The sequence below is a fragment of the Sphingobium sp. TomTYG72 genome (genome assembly GCF_055394715.1).
The window spans coordinates 926,823-941,732 of sequence record NZ_AP027336.1; the positions used below are offsets into that span (position 1 = coordinate 926,823).

11 protein-coding genes and 3 tRNA genes are annotated in these 14,910 nt (G+C 60.1%); 8 read left to right on the forward strand and 6 right to left on the reverse strand.

Going from position 1 to position 14,910, the window contains the following annotated elements; translation table 11 throughout:
- Window positions 1-91: 91 nt before the first annotated feature.
- A complete protein-coding gene (locus tag ACZ5U1_RS04745; RefSeq protein WP_464779596.1) occupies window positions 92-487 on the reverse strand; it encodes a GFA family protein in 396 nt (131 codons plus the stop codon).
- Window positions 488-592: 105 nt separating this feature from the next.
- Here ACZ5U1_RS04745 and ACZ5U1_RS04750 point away from each other — a divergent pair, with 105 nt between their 5' ends.
- Window positions 593-2,869 (forward strand): ATP-dependent helicase, encoded by a 2,277-nt coding sequence (locus ACZ5U1_RS04750; protein WP_464779597.1) that lies wholly within the window; start codon window positions 593-595, stop codon window positions 2,867-2,869.
- Window positions 2,870-3,097: 228 nt separating this feature from the next.
- Here ACZ5U1_RS04750 and ACZ5U1_RS04755 read toward each other — a convergent pair.
- From ACZ5U1_RS04755 to ACZ5U1_RS04765, 3 genes are all read right to left on the reverse strand, one after another.
- Window positions 3,098-3,173, reverse strand: a tRNA-Ala gene (locus ACZ5U1_RS04755).
- Window positions 3,174-3,309: 136 nt separating this feature from the next.
- A tRNA-Ala gene (locus ACZ5U1_RS04760) sits at window positions 3,310-3,385 on the reverse strand.
- Window positions 3,386-3,473: 88 nt separating this feature from the next.
- Window positions 3,474-3,809: a TIGR02300 family protein gene (locus ACZ5U1_RS04765; RefSeq protein ID WP_196226195.1), complete on the reverse strand. Its 336-nt coding sequence runs from the start codon at window positions 3,807-3,809 to the stop codon at window positions 3,474-3,476.
- A 149-nt stretch (window positions 3,810-3,958) separates the two neighbouring features.
- On the opposite strand from ACZ5U1_RS04765, the gene aroA reads away from it, so the two are divergent.
- From aroA to ACZ5U1_RS04800, 7 genes are all read left to right on the forward strand, one after another.
- Complete coding sequence (aroA, locus tag ACZ5U1_RS04770; RefSeq protein ID WP_464779598.1) at window positions 3,959-5,299, forward strand: 3-phosphoshikimate 1-carboxyvinyltransferase; 1,341 nt, start codon at window positions 3,959-3,961, stop codon at window positions 5,297-5,299.
- A complete protein-coding gene (locus tag ACZ5U1_RS04775) occupies window positions 5,296-5,547 on the forward strand; it encodes a CBU_0592 family membrane protein (protein ID WP_464779599.1) in 252 nt (83 codons plus the stop codon). The genes aroA and ACZ5U1_RS04775 overlap by 4 nt, the downstream gene beginning before the upstream one ends.
- The gene (gene cmk, locus ACZ5U1_RS04780) at window positions 5,544-6,179 is read left to right on the forward strand and encodes a (d)CMP kinase (RefSeq protein WP_464779600.1); all 636 of its coding nucleotides are present in this window, start codon (window positions 5,544-5,546) and stop codon (window positions 6,177-6,179) included. Before ACZ5U1_RS04775 ends, cmk begins: the two co-directional genes overlap by 4 nt.
- A gap of 171 nt (window positions 6,180-6,350) precedes the next feature.
- On the forward strand, window positions 6,351-8,063 hold the full coding sequence (gene rpsA, locus ACZ5U1_RS04785; RefSeq protein ID WP_464779601.1) for a 30S ribosomal protein S1: 1,713 nt from the start codon (window positions 6,351-6,353) through the stop codon (window positions 8,061-8,063).
- 161 nt (window positions 8,064-8,224) lie between these two features.
- Window positions 8,225-8,512: an integration host factor subunit beta gene (locus ACZ5U1_RS04790; RefSeq protein WP_196226199.1), complete on the forward strand. Its 288-nt coding sequence runs from the start codon at window positions 8,225-8,227 to the stop codon at window positions 8,510-8,512.
- A gap of 50 nt (window positions 8,513-8,562) precedes the next feature.
- A tRNA-Leu gene (locus tag ACZ5U1_RS04795) sits at window positions 8,563-8,648 on the forward strand.
- A 73-nt stretch (window positions 8,649-8,721) separates the two neighbouring features.
- Entirely contained in the window at window positions 8,722-10,515 is a 1,794-nt protein-coding gene (locus tag ACZ5U1_RS04800; RefSeq protein WP_464779602.1) for a cation:proton antiporter domain-containing protein, read from the forward strand.
- On the opposite strand, the gene ACZ5U1_RS04805 is transcribed toward ACZ5U1_RS04800, so the two are convergent.
- Window positions 10,502-12,046: a hypothetical protein gene (locus ACZ5U1_RS04805; protein WP_464779603.1), complete on the reverse strand. Its 1,545-nt coding sequence runs from the start codon at window positions 12,044-12,046 to the stop codon at window positions 10,502-10,504. The genes ACZ5U1_RS04800 and ACZ5U1_RS04805 overlap by 14 nt on opposite strands.
- Window positions 12,047-12,146: 100 nt before the next feature.
- Window positions 12,147-14,801 carry an alanine--tRNA ligase gene (alaS, locus tag ACZ5U1_RS04810; protein ID WP_464779604.1) on the reverse strand — a complete coding sequence of 885 codons (2,655 nt, stop codon included), beginning with the start codon at window positions 14,799-14,801 and terminating at the stop codon, window positions 12,147-12,149.
- Window positions 14,802-14,910 lie beyond the last annotated feature (109 nt).

The window sequence follows — 14,910 nt, forward strand, 5'->3', positions numbered from 1 at the left end:
GCCTTTTGGCGGGGGAACAACCGGATAAGTGACGCACGCGTTCCGATATGGACGACGAGTTGTTGCTATGCCGCCACCAAACGAATGACGCCTACCCGTCGGGATAGCGTTCGACATGCGGCATTGCGTGGACCCTCTCCATCCATGGTACAGCTTCGGCCCATTGGACATGAATGACGGGAGGAAAGGCCGAGGGGTTGTCGAAAGTTGATGCCTGAATATCGACCATCCCCGGAAAGGACGTGGCATTGCGATAAAAAAGACCTGTTCCACATCTGGCGCAGAAGTGCCGCGTGGCTTCCTTCGAGGATTGATAAAGGGTCGGCTCCCCGGTCACCTTGACGTCGTCCTCGGCGAACAGCGTCCACGCAACCATTGGCGCTCCAGCGCTGCGGCGGCAGTCATTGCAGTGGCAAAGAGCGCTGTAAACAGGTTCGCCCAAAGCCTCATAATGAATCGCACCACATTGGCACCGTCCAGTGGCCATAGCCTTTCCCCTTGCATGATTCGCCTTTTGTTCTCATGGATCGTCTTCAGTCGCAAGGGGGGACTGGCCCTTGCTCCCTCTATCCATGCTCCCTAGTTGTTGACCATGACCCTTCCCGCTCCCTCGCCTGATGATCCGCCCTATCTTCAGGGCCTCAATGAGCCGCAACGGGAAGCCGTCCTCACTGTCGAAGGTCCGGTTCTTGTTCTGGCGGGCGCCGGAACCGGCAAGACGGCTGCGCTGACCGCAAGACTGGCGCATCTTATAGCTACGCGCCGTGCCTATCCGTCGGAAATCCTGGCGGTCACCTTCACCAACAAGGCCGCGCGCGAGATGCGCGAGCGTGTCGGACGTATGATCGGTCCGGCGGTGGAAGGCATGCCATGGCTCGGCACATTTCATGCCATCGCTGCCAAAATGCTTCGCAGACATGCCGAATTGGTCGGGCTGCAATCGAACTTCACCATTCTTGATACCGACGATCAGCTTCGGCTGATGAAGCAACTGATCCAGGCTGAAGGGATTGATGAAAAGCGCTGGCCAGCGCGGCAGCTGGGTGGCTTGATCGATCAATGGAAGAATAAGGGGCTGACGCCTGACGAAATCAGCGCGGGAGATAGCGAATCTTACGGAAATGGGCGCGGGCAGAAATTATATGCTGCCTATCAGGCCCGCCTTCGTGATGTAAACGCCTGCGACTTCGGCGACTTGCTGCTCCATGTACTCACCATATTGAAGCGTCACCGGGATGTGCTCGAAAGCTATCAGCAGCGGTTCCGCTATATCATGGTGGACGAGTATCAGGACACGAACAGCAGCCAGTATCTCTGGCTCCGTCTACTCGCTCAGCAGCGCAAGAATATTTGCTGCGTGGGTGATGACGATCAGTCCATCTATTCGTGGCGGGGCGCGGAAGTCGCCAACATCCTGCGATTTGAAAAGGACTTCCCGGGCGCCAAGATTGTCCGCCTGGAGCAGAATTACCGATCCACGCCCCATATCCTGGGCGCCGCGTCCGGTGTGATCGCCGAAAACGGCAACAGGCTAGGCAAGACGCTCTGGACCGACATCGACATCGGGGAGAAAGTCCGCGTCATCGGCGTTTGGGACGGGCCAGAAGAGGCTCGCCGCGTCGGCGACGAAATCGAGGCGATCGAGCGCTCGGGGCGATCATTGGAAGATGTGGCCATCCTTGTCCGGGCACAGCACCAGACCCGCGAATTTGAAGATCGGTTCATTCAGATCGGTCTCGCGTATCGGATTGTGGGCGGCTTTCGCTTCTATGAGCGGGCCGAAATACGCGACGCGCTTGCCTATCTTCGTCTCGTCAACCAACCGGCCGACGACCTGGCGTTTGAAAGGATCGTCAATGTTCCCAAGCGCGGCTTAGGTGACAAAGCCGTGGAGAAACTTCACCGCCTTGCTCGGGCCGAGGCCATACCCTTAGCGCTCGCGGCTGCACGAATTCTCGATACCGACGAAATGACTCCGCAGGCGCGCCGCAGCCTTGGCGCCTTTGTCGGGGATTTGGCCCGCTGGCGCGACCGTGCGACCCAACTTCCCCATGCCGAACTCGCGCGCCAGATACTGGACGAAAGCGGCTACACGGCAATGCTTCAGGCAGAACGCACAGCCGAAAGCGCAGGTCGCCTCGAAAACCTGAATGAACTTACCCGCGCGATGGAGGAATATGAAACGCTGGGCGCGTTCCTCGAACATGTGTCGCTAGTCATGGACAATGATGCGCAAGCCGAGGAACGGAAGGTCACGATCATGACCATCCATGCGGCCAAAGGGCTCGAATTCGACACCGTTTTTCTGGCGGGCTGGGAAGAGGGTATTTTTCCTTCGCAACGGGCGTTGGACGAAGGCGGTCTCAACAGTCTGGAGGAAGAACGTCGGCTCGCCTATGTGGCGATTACCCGCGCCAGGAAGCTGTGCGTCATCCTTCATGCCGCAAACCGGAGAATATATGGCCAGTGGACCAGTTCCATCCCGTCACGGTTCGTAGGCGAGTTACCTCCGGAACATGTCGAGGAGGAAAGCAGCATGGCGGGCGGCGCATCCCTATGGCGTGCCAACTGGTCCGAGCGCGCTGATCCCTTCTCCAACGTGCAACGAGGCAGCGGGCGCGGCCCAGGCTGGCAGCGGGCGCAACAAAATGGCCAGTTCTCCCGCGAACCCGTACGGATCGTTGAAGCGCGCGCGTCGGCTGTGTCCCTCGGCAATAAGGGGCGAGATGACATGCATCTGGGGTTGCGCGTATTTCACCAGAAATTTGGTTACGGCACGATTGCGGAGATCGAAGGCAACAAACTCGAGATAGATTTTGAAACTGCTGGCCGTAAGCGTGTGATGGACAGCTTCGTGCAGCCAGCTTGAACTTGACCAAGTCAGTTCTCGTGCGGCTCATGCGCGTCAACTATCAGCTTGGTCAGCGTTCCTAAAGTATCTCGTCGTTTGCCGGAGGAGGGTCACTATTCCAGCGCTCCCTCTCACCACCTGCTGAAGCGCGATGGCGATCAAACGCTACACCACGCCCTGAGGCACGATCTGGCGAGCGTAGCTGCCATTCGCTGATGACTAGTGCCAGCCTATCGCGAAGGAAGATGGTGGAGCCTAGCGGGATCGAACCGCTGACCTCCTGCATGCCATGCAGGCGCTCTCCCAGCTGAGCTAAGGCCCCATCGTTGCGCGACATCATATCGCATCCCAATGGATTAGGCCATGTCCGGCATGGAGCCGTCGGCCGATATAGGATGGCAAGCACCCGCTTGATAGCTTCCGGGCTATACAGGTGAGGCTTGGGCCGTCCGGAAAACTGGTGGAGCCTAGCGGGATCGAACCGCTGACCTCCTGCATGCCATGCAGGCGCTCTCCCAGCTGAGCTAAGGCCCCGTTACCAGTGTCAGCGCCGCTTGGGACCGGCGCTTCGGAGGTCGCTGCCATTAGGAGGCAGCAACTTCCTTGGCAAGCACAAAATTACTTAATTGTCGTCGTCGCCGTCGTCGGCGGCGGCATCCACGCCGAGGTCATCGTCACCGCCCAGGTCAACGTCATTGTCCGGCGAATCGCCATCATCATCAACGTCCAGATCAAGGTCCAGATCATCATCTGCCGTCTCCAGCTCCCCGTCGGCGGTTTCGATAACCTTCTTCGGCGCTTCCTCGTACGGCAGCGGCTGCTTCGACTTCAGGACCGGTTCGGGTTCCCAGGCGGTGTTGCAGTTGATGCAGGTGACCGGGTCGTCCTTGCCCAGGTCATAGAAGCGCGTGGCGCATTTCGGGCAGGTACGCTTCGTGCCCCATTCAGCCTTGACCATGTCCGGCCTTGTCCTTCTTACGAGTGCTTCAACGAATATCACGCGGCGCGACCATGTCGCCCGCGAAGCGACGGGCGCCTTGCCATAGCGGAACCGCGCTGTCAAAAGCCGGGCGCAATTTTTCAGTTTCCTGACAAACGGATTGACCCGTGACCACTTCTTCCGATCAGCCTGTTCCCATGACCTTCTCCAGCTCTCCTCCGCTTGCGGGCAGTGTAAGGGTGCCGGGAGACAAAAGCATTTCGCATCGTTCACTCATGCTCTCTGCACTGGCCGTTGGGGAAAGCCGCGTCGAAGGCCTGTTGGAAGGAGAGGATGTGTTGGCCACTGCCGCGGCGATGCGTGCGATGGGCGCGGAGATCCAACGAGACGATGATGGCATCTGGCACATTCGGGGCGTGGGCGTGGGCGGATTGCTGCAACCCCAAACAGCTTTGGACATGGGCAACAGCGGCACATCGACCCGCCTCCTCATGGGCCTGATCGCAAGCCATGGCATCACTGCGACTTTCATCGGAGATGCATCGCTGAGCAAGCGCCCGATGCAACGCGTCACCGAGCCGCTGTCCCATATGGGCGCCAGCTTCACCACCAGCCCTGGACAACGGCTACCGCTCACCATGCGGGGCGCCTGTCCGGCCGTGGCGCTTGATTATCGCCTTCCGGTCGCATCAGCGCAGGTAAAATCTGCCATCTTGCTGGCGGGTTTGAACACCCCCGGGGTCACGCGCGTCGTCGAGCCGGTTCCGACTCGCGATCACAGCGAGCGGATGCTCAAGGGCTTTGGCGCTGACCTCGACGTAGAAGTCGATGCGGATGGAACACGGATCATCACATTAAAAGGCGAGGCCGAACTTCGTCCCCAAGCCATCACCGTACCCGGCGACCCCTCGTCGGCAGCCTTCCCCACGGTCGCCGCGCTGCTTGTCCCCGGCTCGAAGATTACCATTGAAAATGTCGGCCTGAATACCACCCGAGCAGGATTGATCGATCTGCTGCGCGAGATGGGCGGCGACATCGTCATCGAGAACCCGCGCGAAGTCGGCGGGGAACCGGTGGGAGACATCGTCGTCACTGCGTCCCGCCTGACGGGCGTCGAACCAGACCCCGCCCGCGCGCCCTCCATGATCGATGAATATCCGGTCGCCTTCATCGCGGCTGCCCTTGCCGAAGGGCGCAGCACCTTCCGAGGCCTTGAAGAATTGCGGGTCAAGGAATCTGATCGTATCGCGACCATGGCGGCGGGCCTTCGCGCCATCGGCGTTAGAGTGGAGGAACTGGAGGACGGCATCGTCATCGAGGGAAGCGGAGGTACGCTCCTGCCCGGCGGCGGCCCCATCGCGACGAAGCTGGATCATCGTATCGCCATGAGCTTTGCGGTTGCCGGTCTTGTGTCCAAAAACGGCGTCACCATCGATGACATGCGCCCGGTCGCGACCAGCTTCCCCGGCTTTACCGCGCTCTTACAAACGCTCGGCGCGATGGCGTGAATTTCGATTTTCCCAACGTGGTTGGCCTTGTTGGCAGCGGCCTCATGGTTATTGCTTACGCCTACAGCAATGTGGCGAAGGTGCTGAACTTCAGGCTCTTCAATTTTCTCAATCTGATCGGTTCGTTGCTGCTGATCTACTCACTGACGGTTCATTTCAACGTCGCATCGATGGCGCTGGAGGTCGTCTGGGCCGTGATAGCCGTCATTGGTCTCGCCAAGACGTTGCGGAAAGGCAAAGCACAATGATCATAGCCGTGGACGGTCCCGCAGCATCGGGTAAAGGTACGATCGCCAAGGCGCTCGGACGCCATTATGGGTTGCCCGTCCTCGACACTGGCCTGCTCTATCGTGCGGTCGGGCTTGCTGTGCTGAAAGCCGGGGGCGATCCGGACCACGAAGCCGATGCGGTTTCCGCTTGCGATTTTGACGATGCAGTCCTCTGCGACCCTGCGCTGCGGAGCGAGGCCGTCGGCTCGCTCGCTTCCCGCGTTTCCATCCACCCGAGCGTTCGCCAGGCACTCGTCCAGCGACAGCGCGATTTTGCGACCCGACCGGGTGGCGCGATACTTGACGGCCGCGATATCGGGACGGTGATCGCACCGGATGCGGATGCGAAGGTCTTTGTCACGGCGAGCGTTCACGTGCGCGCCAAGCGTCGCTATGATGATGCGCTTTCCCATGGCGGACACCCAGACATGGATAGCTTGATCGCAGATATTCAGGCACGCGACACTCGCGACATGAGCCGGGATCATGCGCCGCTGCGAATGGCTGATGGCGCGGACTTGCTCGACACCAGCAATTTGACTATAGACGCCGCCGTCCAGCAGGCCATTATACTGGTGGACGCCCAGTTGGAACGTCGGCGACAGGCCTGACGCGATGACGGCGCTTGGGAATCCCGGGCGCCCTTTTCGCTTATCCAAAGAGCGTCTCACCCGACATGGCCGAACGGATGTTCGCCCGGCAATCCGGCCGTGCGGACGGTTTGGCCTGAAAGACCACCGGATACAACCGGTAGGCCAGCAATGACGAGTGAAGGAACTACCATGGCCTCTACGGCATTCCCCTCGCGCGACGATTTCGCCGCGCTTCTCAATGATTCTCTCGGTGGCGAAGACGGCGGCTTTGAAGGCCGCGTCGTAAAGGGCACCGTTACCGGCATCGAAAACGACATGGCGCTGATCGACGTCGGCTTGAAGTCGGAAGGCCGCGTGCCGCTGCGCGAATTCGCCGCGCCGGGCCAGAAGGCTGACCTGAAGGTCGGCGACGAAGTCGAAGTCTATGTCGACCGCGTCGAAAACGCCCATGGCGAAGCCATGCTGTCGCGCGACCGCGCTCGCCGCGAAGCCGCTTGGGACAAGCTGGAATCCGAGTTCACCGAAAATGCTCGCGTCGAAGGCGTCATCTTCGGCCGCGTCAAGGGCGGCTTCACCGTCGACCTCGACGGCGCCGTGGCGTTCCTCCCCGGCAGCCAGGTCGACATCCGCCCCGTGCGCGACGTGACCCCGCTGATGGACATTCCGCAGCCTTTCCAGATCCTCAAGATGGATCGCCGCCGTGGCAACATCGTCGTGTCGCGCCGCGCCATTCTGGAAGAAACCCGCGCCGAACAGCGCTCGGGCCTCATCCAGACGCTGGCTGAAGGTCAGATCATCGAGGGCGTCGTCAAGAACATCACCGATTACGGTGCGTTCGTTGATCTGGGCGGCATCGATGGCCTGCTGCACGTCACCGACCTGTCGTACAAGCGCATCAACCACCCGAACGAGATGATCAACATCGGCGACACCGTCCGCGTTCAGATCATCCGCATCAACCGCGACACCCAGCGCATCAGCCTTGGCATGAAGCAGCTGGAAAGCGATCCGTGGGAAGGCGCCAGCGCCAAGTATCCCGTCGGCGCCAAGCTGTCGGGCCGCGTCACGAACATCACCGAATATGGTGCGTTCGTCGAACTGGAGCCGGGCATCGAAGGTCTGGTCCACGTTTCGGAAATGTCCTGGACCAAGAAGAACGTCCACCCCGGCAAGATCGTTTCGACCAGCCAGGAAGTCGAAGTTCTGGTTCTGGAAGTCGATCCCGAAAAGCGTCGTATCTCGCTCGGCCTCAAGCAGGCCCAGAACAACCCCTGGGACAGCTTTGCCGAACGTCACCCGATCGGTTCGACCGTCGAGGGCGAAGTCAAGAACGCGACCGAATTCGGTCTATTCATCGGCCTGGACGGCGACGTGGACGGCATGGTCCACATGTCGGACATCGCATGGGGCATTTCGGGCGAAGACGCGCTGGCTCTGCACCGCAAGGGCGAGTCGGTTCAGGCCGTTGTTCTCGACATCGACGTCGAGAAGGAGCGCATCAGCCTTGGCATGAAGCAGCTTGAGCGTGGCGGCCCGGCCGCTGGCGGCACCACCGCCGCTGCAGCTGGTCTGAACAAGAACCAGACGATCACCGTCACGGTTCTGGAAGTTCGCGACGGTGGTCTGGAAGTCCAGGCTGGCGACGACGGCGCAACCGGCTTCATCAAGCGCAGCGACCTTGGCCGCGACCGCGACGAACAGCGTTCAGAGCGCTTCCAGATCGGTCAGAAGTTCGACGCACTGGTTACCGGCTTCGATCGGGCCAAGAAGCCGACCTTCTCGATCAAGGCTCTGCAGATTGCAGAAGAGAAGCAGGCAGTCGCTCAATATGGCTCGTCCGACAGCGGCGCGTCGCTGGGCGACATCTTGGGCGAAGCGCTGAAGGCCAAGAACGAAGGCTAATCCCTTCGGATACAACTAAAGTAATAGGCCCGTCGGAACTTCTTCCGGCGGGCTTTTTCTATCCCAAAATGAGAAAACAACTACCGACATTGGATAATTGTCATGTGGGTAGGGACTCACTATGACAAAACTGGGAACCAGAAGGGGGAGCTGGAGCACCAATGATACGCTCGGAATTAATTCAGACTCTGGCAGAGGAAAATCCGGACCTTGGCCTTCAAGAGGTCGAGAGGATTGTAGACCTCTTCTTCAAAGAGATTGTTGACCGCCTGTCGGGTGGCGGCCGGGTAGAATTGCGCGGTTTCGGCGCGTTTACCACTCGTGCGCGGGATGCACGGACTGGACGCAATCCACGCACCGGCGAGCAAGTTCCTGTTTCAGCCAAGCGGGTGCCCTACTTCAAGCCTGGCAAGGAAATGCGCGAACGGCTGAACAGTAAAGCGCAGTGAACGCCAGCGCATCTTGACCTGCGCGTTCGGAAGGGTCAGGGGAGCGCCACGCGGACGTGGCGAAATCGGTAGACGCAGCGGACTTAAAATCCGCCTCCCCCTGGGAATGCGGGTTCAAGTCCCGCCGTCCGCACCAGGGGTATCACGCATAGGCACGTGAATTTGCCGCAAGGCTGGATATTCTGCCGCGCTTACCGCAATGATGGCGCATGGCCGGTGCAATCAATCCACAAAGCTTCAGCGATTCCCTCGTCATTCTGGGTGCCGCCGGGTTGGTGATCCCCGGCTTTGCACGCTTGAGGATCAGCCCCGTCATTGGTTTCATTCTGGTGGGACTAGCCGTCGGCCCATCGGGCCTTGGCGCGTTGGTCGCCGAATATCCGTGGCTTTATCATGTCACCATCTCAAACAGAGGAGCGATTGAACCATTCGCTGAGCTTGGTGTCATATTACTTCTCTTTTCGATCGGACTTGAGCTCAGCTTTCGTCGCCTCTGGACAATGCGCGCCCAAGTGTTTGGTGTCGGCGCTGCCGAACTAATCGGCGGCGCATCGCTGATCGCTTTGGGGCTCTACTTTCTGGGACAGCCAACTGCAGGAGCGGTCGGATTGGGTCTTGCCCTGGCCCTTTCCTCGACGGCCGTGGTGCTCCCTATGGTGGGCACGCAAAGCGCGGTGGGCCGGGCCGCGTTCGCGATGCTATTGTTCGAGGATCTGGCGCTGGTCCCCATAATATTCATGCTCGGCGCGCTCGCGCCGTCAGTAGCCTCTAGTCCTGAGGGTGCCTGGGGCGAACTGGCCAATACGCTGCTAAAAGGCGGCATCACGATCGCGGTGATGCTCGTTCTTGGCCGCATTTTCCTGTCACATATCTTCAGCCAGGCCGCGCGGACCAAAAGCCCTGAAGTTTTTCTTGCAGCCAGTCTGCTGGTGGTCATCGTTTCGAGCATCGCGACTTCGCTCGCAGGCCTTTCGCCAATCGTCGGCGCACTGCTGGCAGGGCTACTCATCGCAGAGACCGAATATCATGGTGAGGTGGAAGTGATGACAGCGCCCTTCAAGGGGCTGGCGCTTGGTGTGTTCCTTATCACTGTGGGCATGAGCCTGGATGTCCGGGTGATCCTGGCGAACTGGCCTAGCCTTGTTCTTGCGGTCGTTGGAGTTGTCCTGGTCAAAACACTGGTCACCGCCGCGCTCCTTTATTTTTCGGGCGCGCGAAAGGGTGTGGCTCTAGAAGTTGGCGTGCTGATGGCAAGTCCTTCTGAAACCACCCTCATCGTGCTTTCGACAGCAGCAGCAGCCAAGCTCATCCTCCCGTCGACCGCCGCCTTTTGGCAGATCGTCACAGCCATCGGCCTGACGATCACGCCACTTCTCGCACGTATCGGTCACGACATTGCGCGCAGGCTGGAAATGGCGTTGGGCGAGGAAGCGCCAGACCTACAGCAGGAAAGCACCGAGGCGGCGGCGGTCGTAATCGGGTTCGGGCGCGTCGGGCGAATGGTGTGCGACCTGCTTCGCCTCCACAACCAGCGTTTCACCGTTGTCGAGTCGGATCCGGACGTAGTGGCGGAGGGGCGTCGTGGCGGCTACCCGATCCTCTTCGGGGACGTAGCCCGCGTGGAAATGCTCGACAAGCTCCGTTTGGGCCATGCGCGAGCGTTGATCCTTACCATGGACGATCCCGTGCTTTCGGTGCGTGTCACGAAACGGGTGCGTGGATGGGTCCCGGATTTGCCGATCATCGCCCGTGCGCGCGATACTGATCATGCGGCACAGCTCTACCAGGCGGGCGCAAGCGATGCGGTTCCCGAGACGCTTGAAAGCTCGCTGCAACTCGCAGAAACCGCGCTCATCGACCTAGGCGTGGCGATGGGGCCGGTTATTGCCTCGATCCATCAAACGCGTGAGGACTTGCGCATGGGCATTAAAGATGCGGCGCAGATGGATACCGCTCCGAAACTGAGGCGTCTCCGCCCTGACGAGGTGCCTAAGGTCCAATAGCTACAGCATTGTCAGGCCCCGTGCCGGACATGCCGGTCCCATCCCAGTTCGGTTCCTTGTCCATCCGTTCCAATACTGTGCTTGCGGTCTCGGCAAGGTTGCCGCCATGGGGGTTATAGGCCATGGGCAGTAAATTGCGTCGCGCCTCCTTGCGGTCACCGATACGCAATTGCTGCATCGCCAGAGTCATACGCAGGGCGAGATCAAAGGGCGCCAGTTCCGACGCGCGCTCCAGTCCTTGAAGCGCGAGTGAAGATGGCGTTTTCCCCTGCCGGGCGAAGCTGTCATAATAATAGAAGAGCGGCAGCGGATGGTCATTCTCTATGCGATTGAGTGCAATGAAAGTGGCGCGCGCTTGCTTATAGCCCTCGTCCTGATCCGGGGCATCTGGCGCCATGCGATAAAGGGACAGCCCCTTCTGGACATAGGCGTTGACCTGCTTCGGGTCGTTAGCCAGGGCAGCATCTGCTGCGGCGATCGCTTCCTTGTCGTTCCCAGCGTCGTGTTCGGCCTCCGCCAACGCGGATAGGACCGCTGGATCTTTCGGGAAGCGCGAAGCTATGGCGCGCGCGTCCGTCAGAACGGCCTTGGCCCCTTCATCGTCGACGCCGCGCCTGGAACGAATGATGACCGGCATCATTGCGTTTGCTCCTGCACTCACCCCTTGCACGACAACGGGGCCGGTTTTGATCATGCTGGCTGGCAGCTTGAGCATGGCAATGCGGGATTTGAGCAAATAGCGGTCTAACTCATGTTCGAGCTGGCCGAAATCTCCAAACGCTTCGATCGCAGCAGACCGTGGGTCCTTACCCTGGGACATAAGGGTGAGGTAGCGCGAAAGCTGGCCTTTCCTGTCGGAGCTGAAAGTCAGGTAATGATAAAGCAGCCAGCTCTTGCCATAGAACGCATCATACCCCTTGCCTCGGCGCTTTTCATAGGCGGCAGGATCAAGCAGATCGTTCGCGGTCACGTCGATCGCCATATAAAGCTCATAGGCGCGATGCTGCGCGGGCCGCCCGAGTTCAACTCCGCCATCATTGGGAAAAGCGGCTGACGAAAAGAACTCCGCCGCACCTTCCGACATCCAGCGCGGCATCGGGAAGTTGCTCGATCCGATCAGAAAATAATGTGCATATTCATGGAGCAGCGTGATCATCGACGTGTCGATTTGACCGCGCGTCGCTCTGACCCGGGGAACGATAGCGACCGATCCTCCAGCACGAGGTATGTAAAATCCGCCTATATATTGCGAATTGGCCCCATACAGCTTTCGGACCTGGGCTTCACTGCTCACTACATAGATAGTCAGTCGATTGGAGGGGCTAGGACGGAGGTTCGGCGTTCCCGTGACCGCCGCCATGGCCGCATGATAGCTTTCAAGCTGCTGCGAGAAGAGACGAGCGTCGGTTGCCCGAGCTTCGGCATAGACGACGAAATGGTCGCTCGAAGCTTCCAGCCATTCGGCACGCGCTGCAGTGGGCACCAGCAGTAAACAGATAGCAACAAGAAACCGCATGATCCCCCCGATCATTGTCTCTCGCCAGATTAGCGGTGATGACAGCAGAAACAAGGTGGCGATAACGCAGCTTAAGCATCGCCTCCTTGTCGACAGCCTTCGAAACCCGGAATTTTTATGCCGGAACGCTGGCCAAGGCCGCCTTGACCGCATCAATCGCGGCGCCTGCTTTATCTGCTTCCGGTCCACCGCCCTGAGCCATGTCCGGACGACCGCCGCCGCCCTTCCCGCCTAGCGCTTCGACACCCGCACGGACAAGATCGACGGCGCTGATCGTTCCGGTGAGGTCATCCGTCACGCCTACCGCGATGCTGGCGCGGCCGTCCACCAGGGCGAGCACGGCCGACACGCCGCTGCCCAGCGCGGCCTTGTTCTGGTCAACGATCCCGCGCAGTTCCTTGGGATCAAGCCCTTCAATGACCTGGCCGATGAAGTCGATCTGGCCAACCTTCTCAGGGCCAACTGCCTGAGCGCCGCTGCCCCCGCCGAGGGCCAGGGCCTTCTTCGCTTCAGCCAATTCACGTTCGAGTTTGCGGCTCTGTTCCACCAGAGCGGCGATGCGCGCGGGCACCTCTTCCGGTGTGGTCTTGAGCGCGGCGGCCGATTGGCGCAGACGATCTTCGCGGTCGGTCAACCACAGGCGCGCCGCTTCCCCGGTCAACGCCTCAATGCGGCGGACGCCCGAAGATACCGCGCTTTCGGAGATGATCTTGAAAATCGCGATGTCGCCCGTCGCGCGGACGTGGGTGCCGCCGCACAGTTCGACCGAATAGCTGTTCGCGTCGCCCTTACCCATAGAAAGAACGCGGACCTCGTCGCCATATTTTTCGCCGAACAGAGCCATAGCGCCCGCCGCGATAGCGTCATCGGGTGTCATGAGGCGCGTCGTGACGCTCTCATTGTGGCGGACCTGTTCGTTGACCAGGCTTTCAATCGAGGCGATCTGACTGTGGGTCAACGCTTCGGGATGCGAGAAGTCGAAGCGCAGGCGATCTGGCGCCACGAGGCTCCCCTTCTGCGTTACATGCGCGCCCAAAGTATTCCGGAGCGCGGCATGGAGCAGGTGGGTGGCGCTATGATTCGCCCGGATGCGATCGCGGCGGTCGGTGTCGACGGTGAGATGCACCGTATCGCCTACCTTGATGCTGCCCGTCCCGATTCTTACCCGATGCGCGTGCAGGCGACCAAGTGGCTTTGAGGTATCTTCTACATCAGCCAAAAGGCCGGACAGCGACGTGATCGTGCCCGCGTCCCCCATCTGGCCGCCGCTTTCGCCGTAGAATGGCGTCTGATTTGTGATGATCGTGACCGTATCGCCGGCCGATGCGCTGTCGAAGTTCACACCGTCCTTGACGATCGCGAGCACCTCGCCCTCGCCCTCGGTCGAGCTGTAGCCGATGAACTCGGTATTGCCCGCCTTTTCGGCGATATCGAACCAGATTTCGTCCGATGCCTTTTCACCGGAGCCCTTCCATGCAGCGCGGGCGGCGGCCTTCTGCTCGGCCATTGCAGCGTCGAAACCTTCGCGATCAACGCCTAGGCCGCGGGAGCGCAGCGCGTCTTCAGTCAGGTCATAGGGGAAGCCAAAGGTGTCGTAGAGCTTGAACGCGGTTTCGCCCGGCAACGTGCCGCCTTCGGAAAGATCGACTGTCGCTTCGTCGAGCAGCTTGAGGCCCTTTTCCAAGGTCTGGCGGAAACGAGTCTCTTCTCGTAGCAGCGTTTCCTCGATCAACGGCTGGGCGCGGACCAGTTCCTGATAGGCGCCGCCCATTTCAGAGACGAGGCTGCTCACCAAGCGGTGCATCAACGGTTCCTTCGCGCCGATGATATGCGCGTGACGCATGGCGCGGCGCATGATGCGGCGCAGGACGTAGCCACGACCTTCATTGGCGGGCAGCACCCCGTCCGCAATCAGGAAGCTGGTCGAGCGGAGGTGATCCGCGATGACCCGGTGGCTAGCCTTGAACTCGCCATCAATCGCGGTCTTGGTCAGCGCGCCGGATTCCTCGATCAGCGCCTTGAAAGTGTCGGTGTCGTAATTGTCGTGAACGCCTTGCAGCACAGCCGCGACGCGTTCCAGCCCCATGCCGGTGTCGATGCTGGGCTTGGGCAGTTCGCCGACGATCTCGTTCGCTTCCTGCTCATATTGCATGAAGACGAGGTTCCAGATCTCGACGAACCGATCGCCATCCTCTTCCGGCGATCCCGGAGGGCCGCCCCAGATATGATCGCCATGATCATAGAAAATTTCCGAACAGGGACCGCAGGGGCCGCTGTCGCCCATGGCCCAGAAATTATCCTTGGTCGGAATGCGGATGATCTTATGCTCAGGAAGCCCAGCGATCTTCTTCCACAGGTCGAAGGCTTCGTCGTCGGTATGATAGACGGTCGCGGTCAGCTTTTCCGCCGGGATGCCCCATTCCTTGGTCAACAGGGTCCAGGCATGAGTGATCGCCTGTTCCTTGAAATAGTCGCCGAAGCTGAAATTGCCGAGCATTTCAAAGAAGGTATGGTGGCGCGCGGTATAGCCGACATTGTCGAGATCGTTGTGCTTACCGCCTGCACGAACCGACTTCTGGCTGCTGGTCGCGGTCGTGTAGGGCCGCGATTCCAGGCCCGTAAAGACATTCTTGAACGGCACCATGCCCGCGTTGACGAACATCAGCGTCGGGTCGTTATGCGGCACCAGAGGCGCTGAAGGAACGATGGTGTGGCCGTTCGCCCCGAAATAGTCGAGGAAGGAGCGGCGAATGTCGTTGGTCGATGTCATGCGCGCGATTTAGTGGGAAGCGCCCCGGCGCACAAGCGGGGCTTTTCATCGCAGCGGTCAAGTGGGTTCTCTTATCCGACAAGACACGTAAATCGGCCATTTACGGGCG

Excerpts from the sequence above, each read along its gene's own strand:
- ACZ5U1_RS04745 (WP_464779596.1), bottom strand. The coding sequence starts at position 487 with ATGGCCACTGGACGGTGCCAATGTGGTGCGATTCATTATGAGGCTTTG.
- ACZ5U1_RS04750 (WP_464779597.1), top strand. The coding sequence starts at position 593 with ATGACCCTTCCCGCTCCCTCGCCTGATGATCCGCCCTATCTTCAGGGC.
- ACZ5U1_RS04765 (WP_196226195.1), bottom strand. The coding sequence starts at position 3,809 with ATGGTCAAGGCTGAATGGGGCACGAAGCGTACCTGCCCGAAATGCGCC.
- cmk (WP_464779600.1), top strand. The coding sequence starts at position 5,544 with ATGATCATAGCCGTGGACGGTCCCGCAGCATCGGGTAAAGGTACGATC.
- rpsA (WP_464779601.1), top strand. The coding sequence starts at position 6,351 with ATGGCCTCTACGGCATTCCCCTCGCGCGACGATTTCGCCGCGCTTCTC.
- ACZ5U1_RS04790 (WP_196226199.1), top strand. The coding sequence starts at position 8,225 with ATGATACGCTCGGAATTAATTCAGACTCTGGCAGAGGAAAATCCGGAC.
- ACZ5U1_RS04800 (WP_464779602.1), top strand. The coding sequence starts at position 8,722 with ATGGCCGGTGCAATCAATCCACAAAGCTTCAGCGATTCCCTCGTCATT.
- ACZ5U1_RS04805 (WP_464779603.1), bottom strand. The coding sequence starts at position 12,046 with ATGATCGGGGGGATCATGCGGTTTCTTGTTGCTATCTGTTTACTGCTG.
- alaS (WP_464779604.1), bottom strand. The coding sequence starts at position 14,801 with ATGACATCGACCAACGACATTCGCCGCTCCTTCCTCGACTATTTCGGG.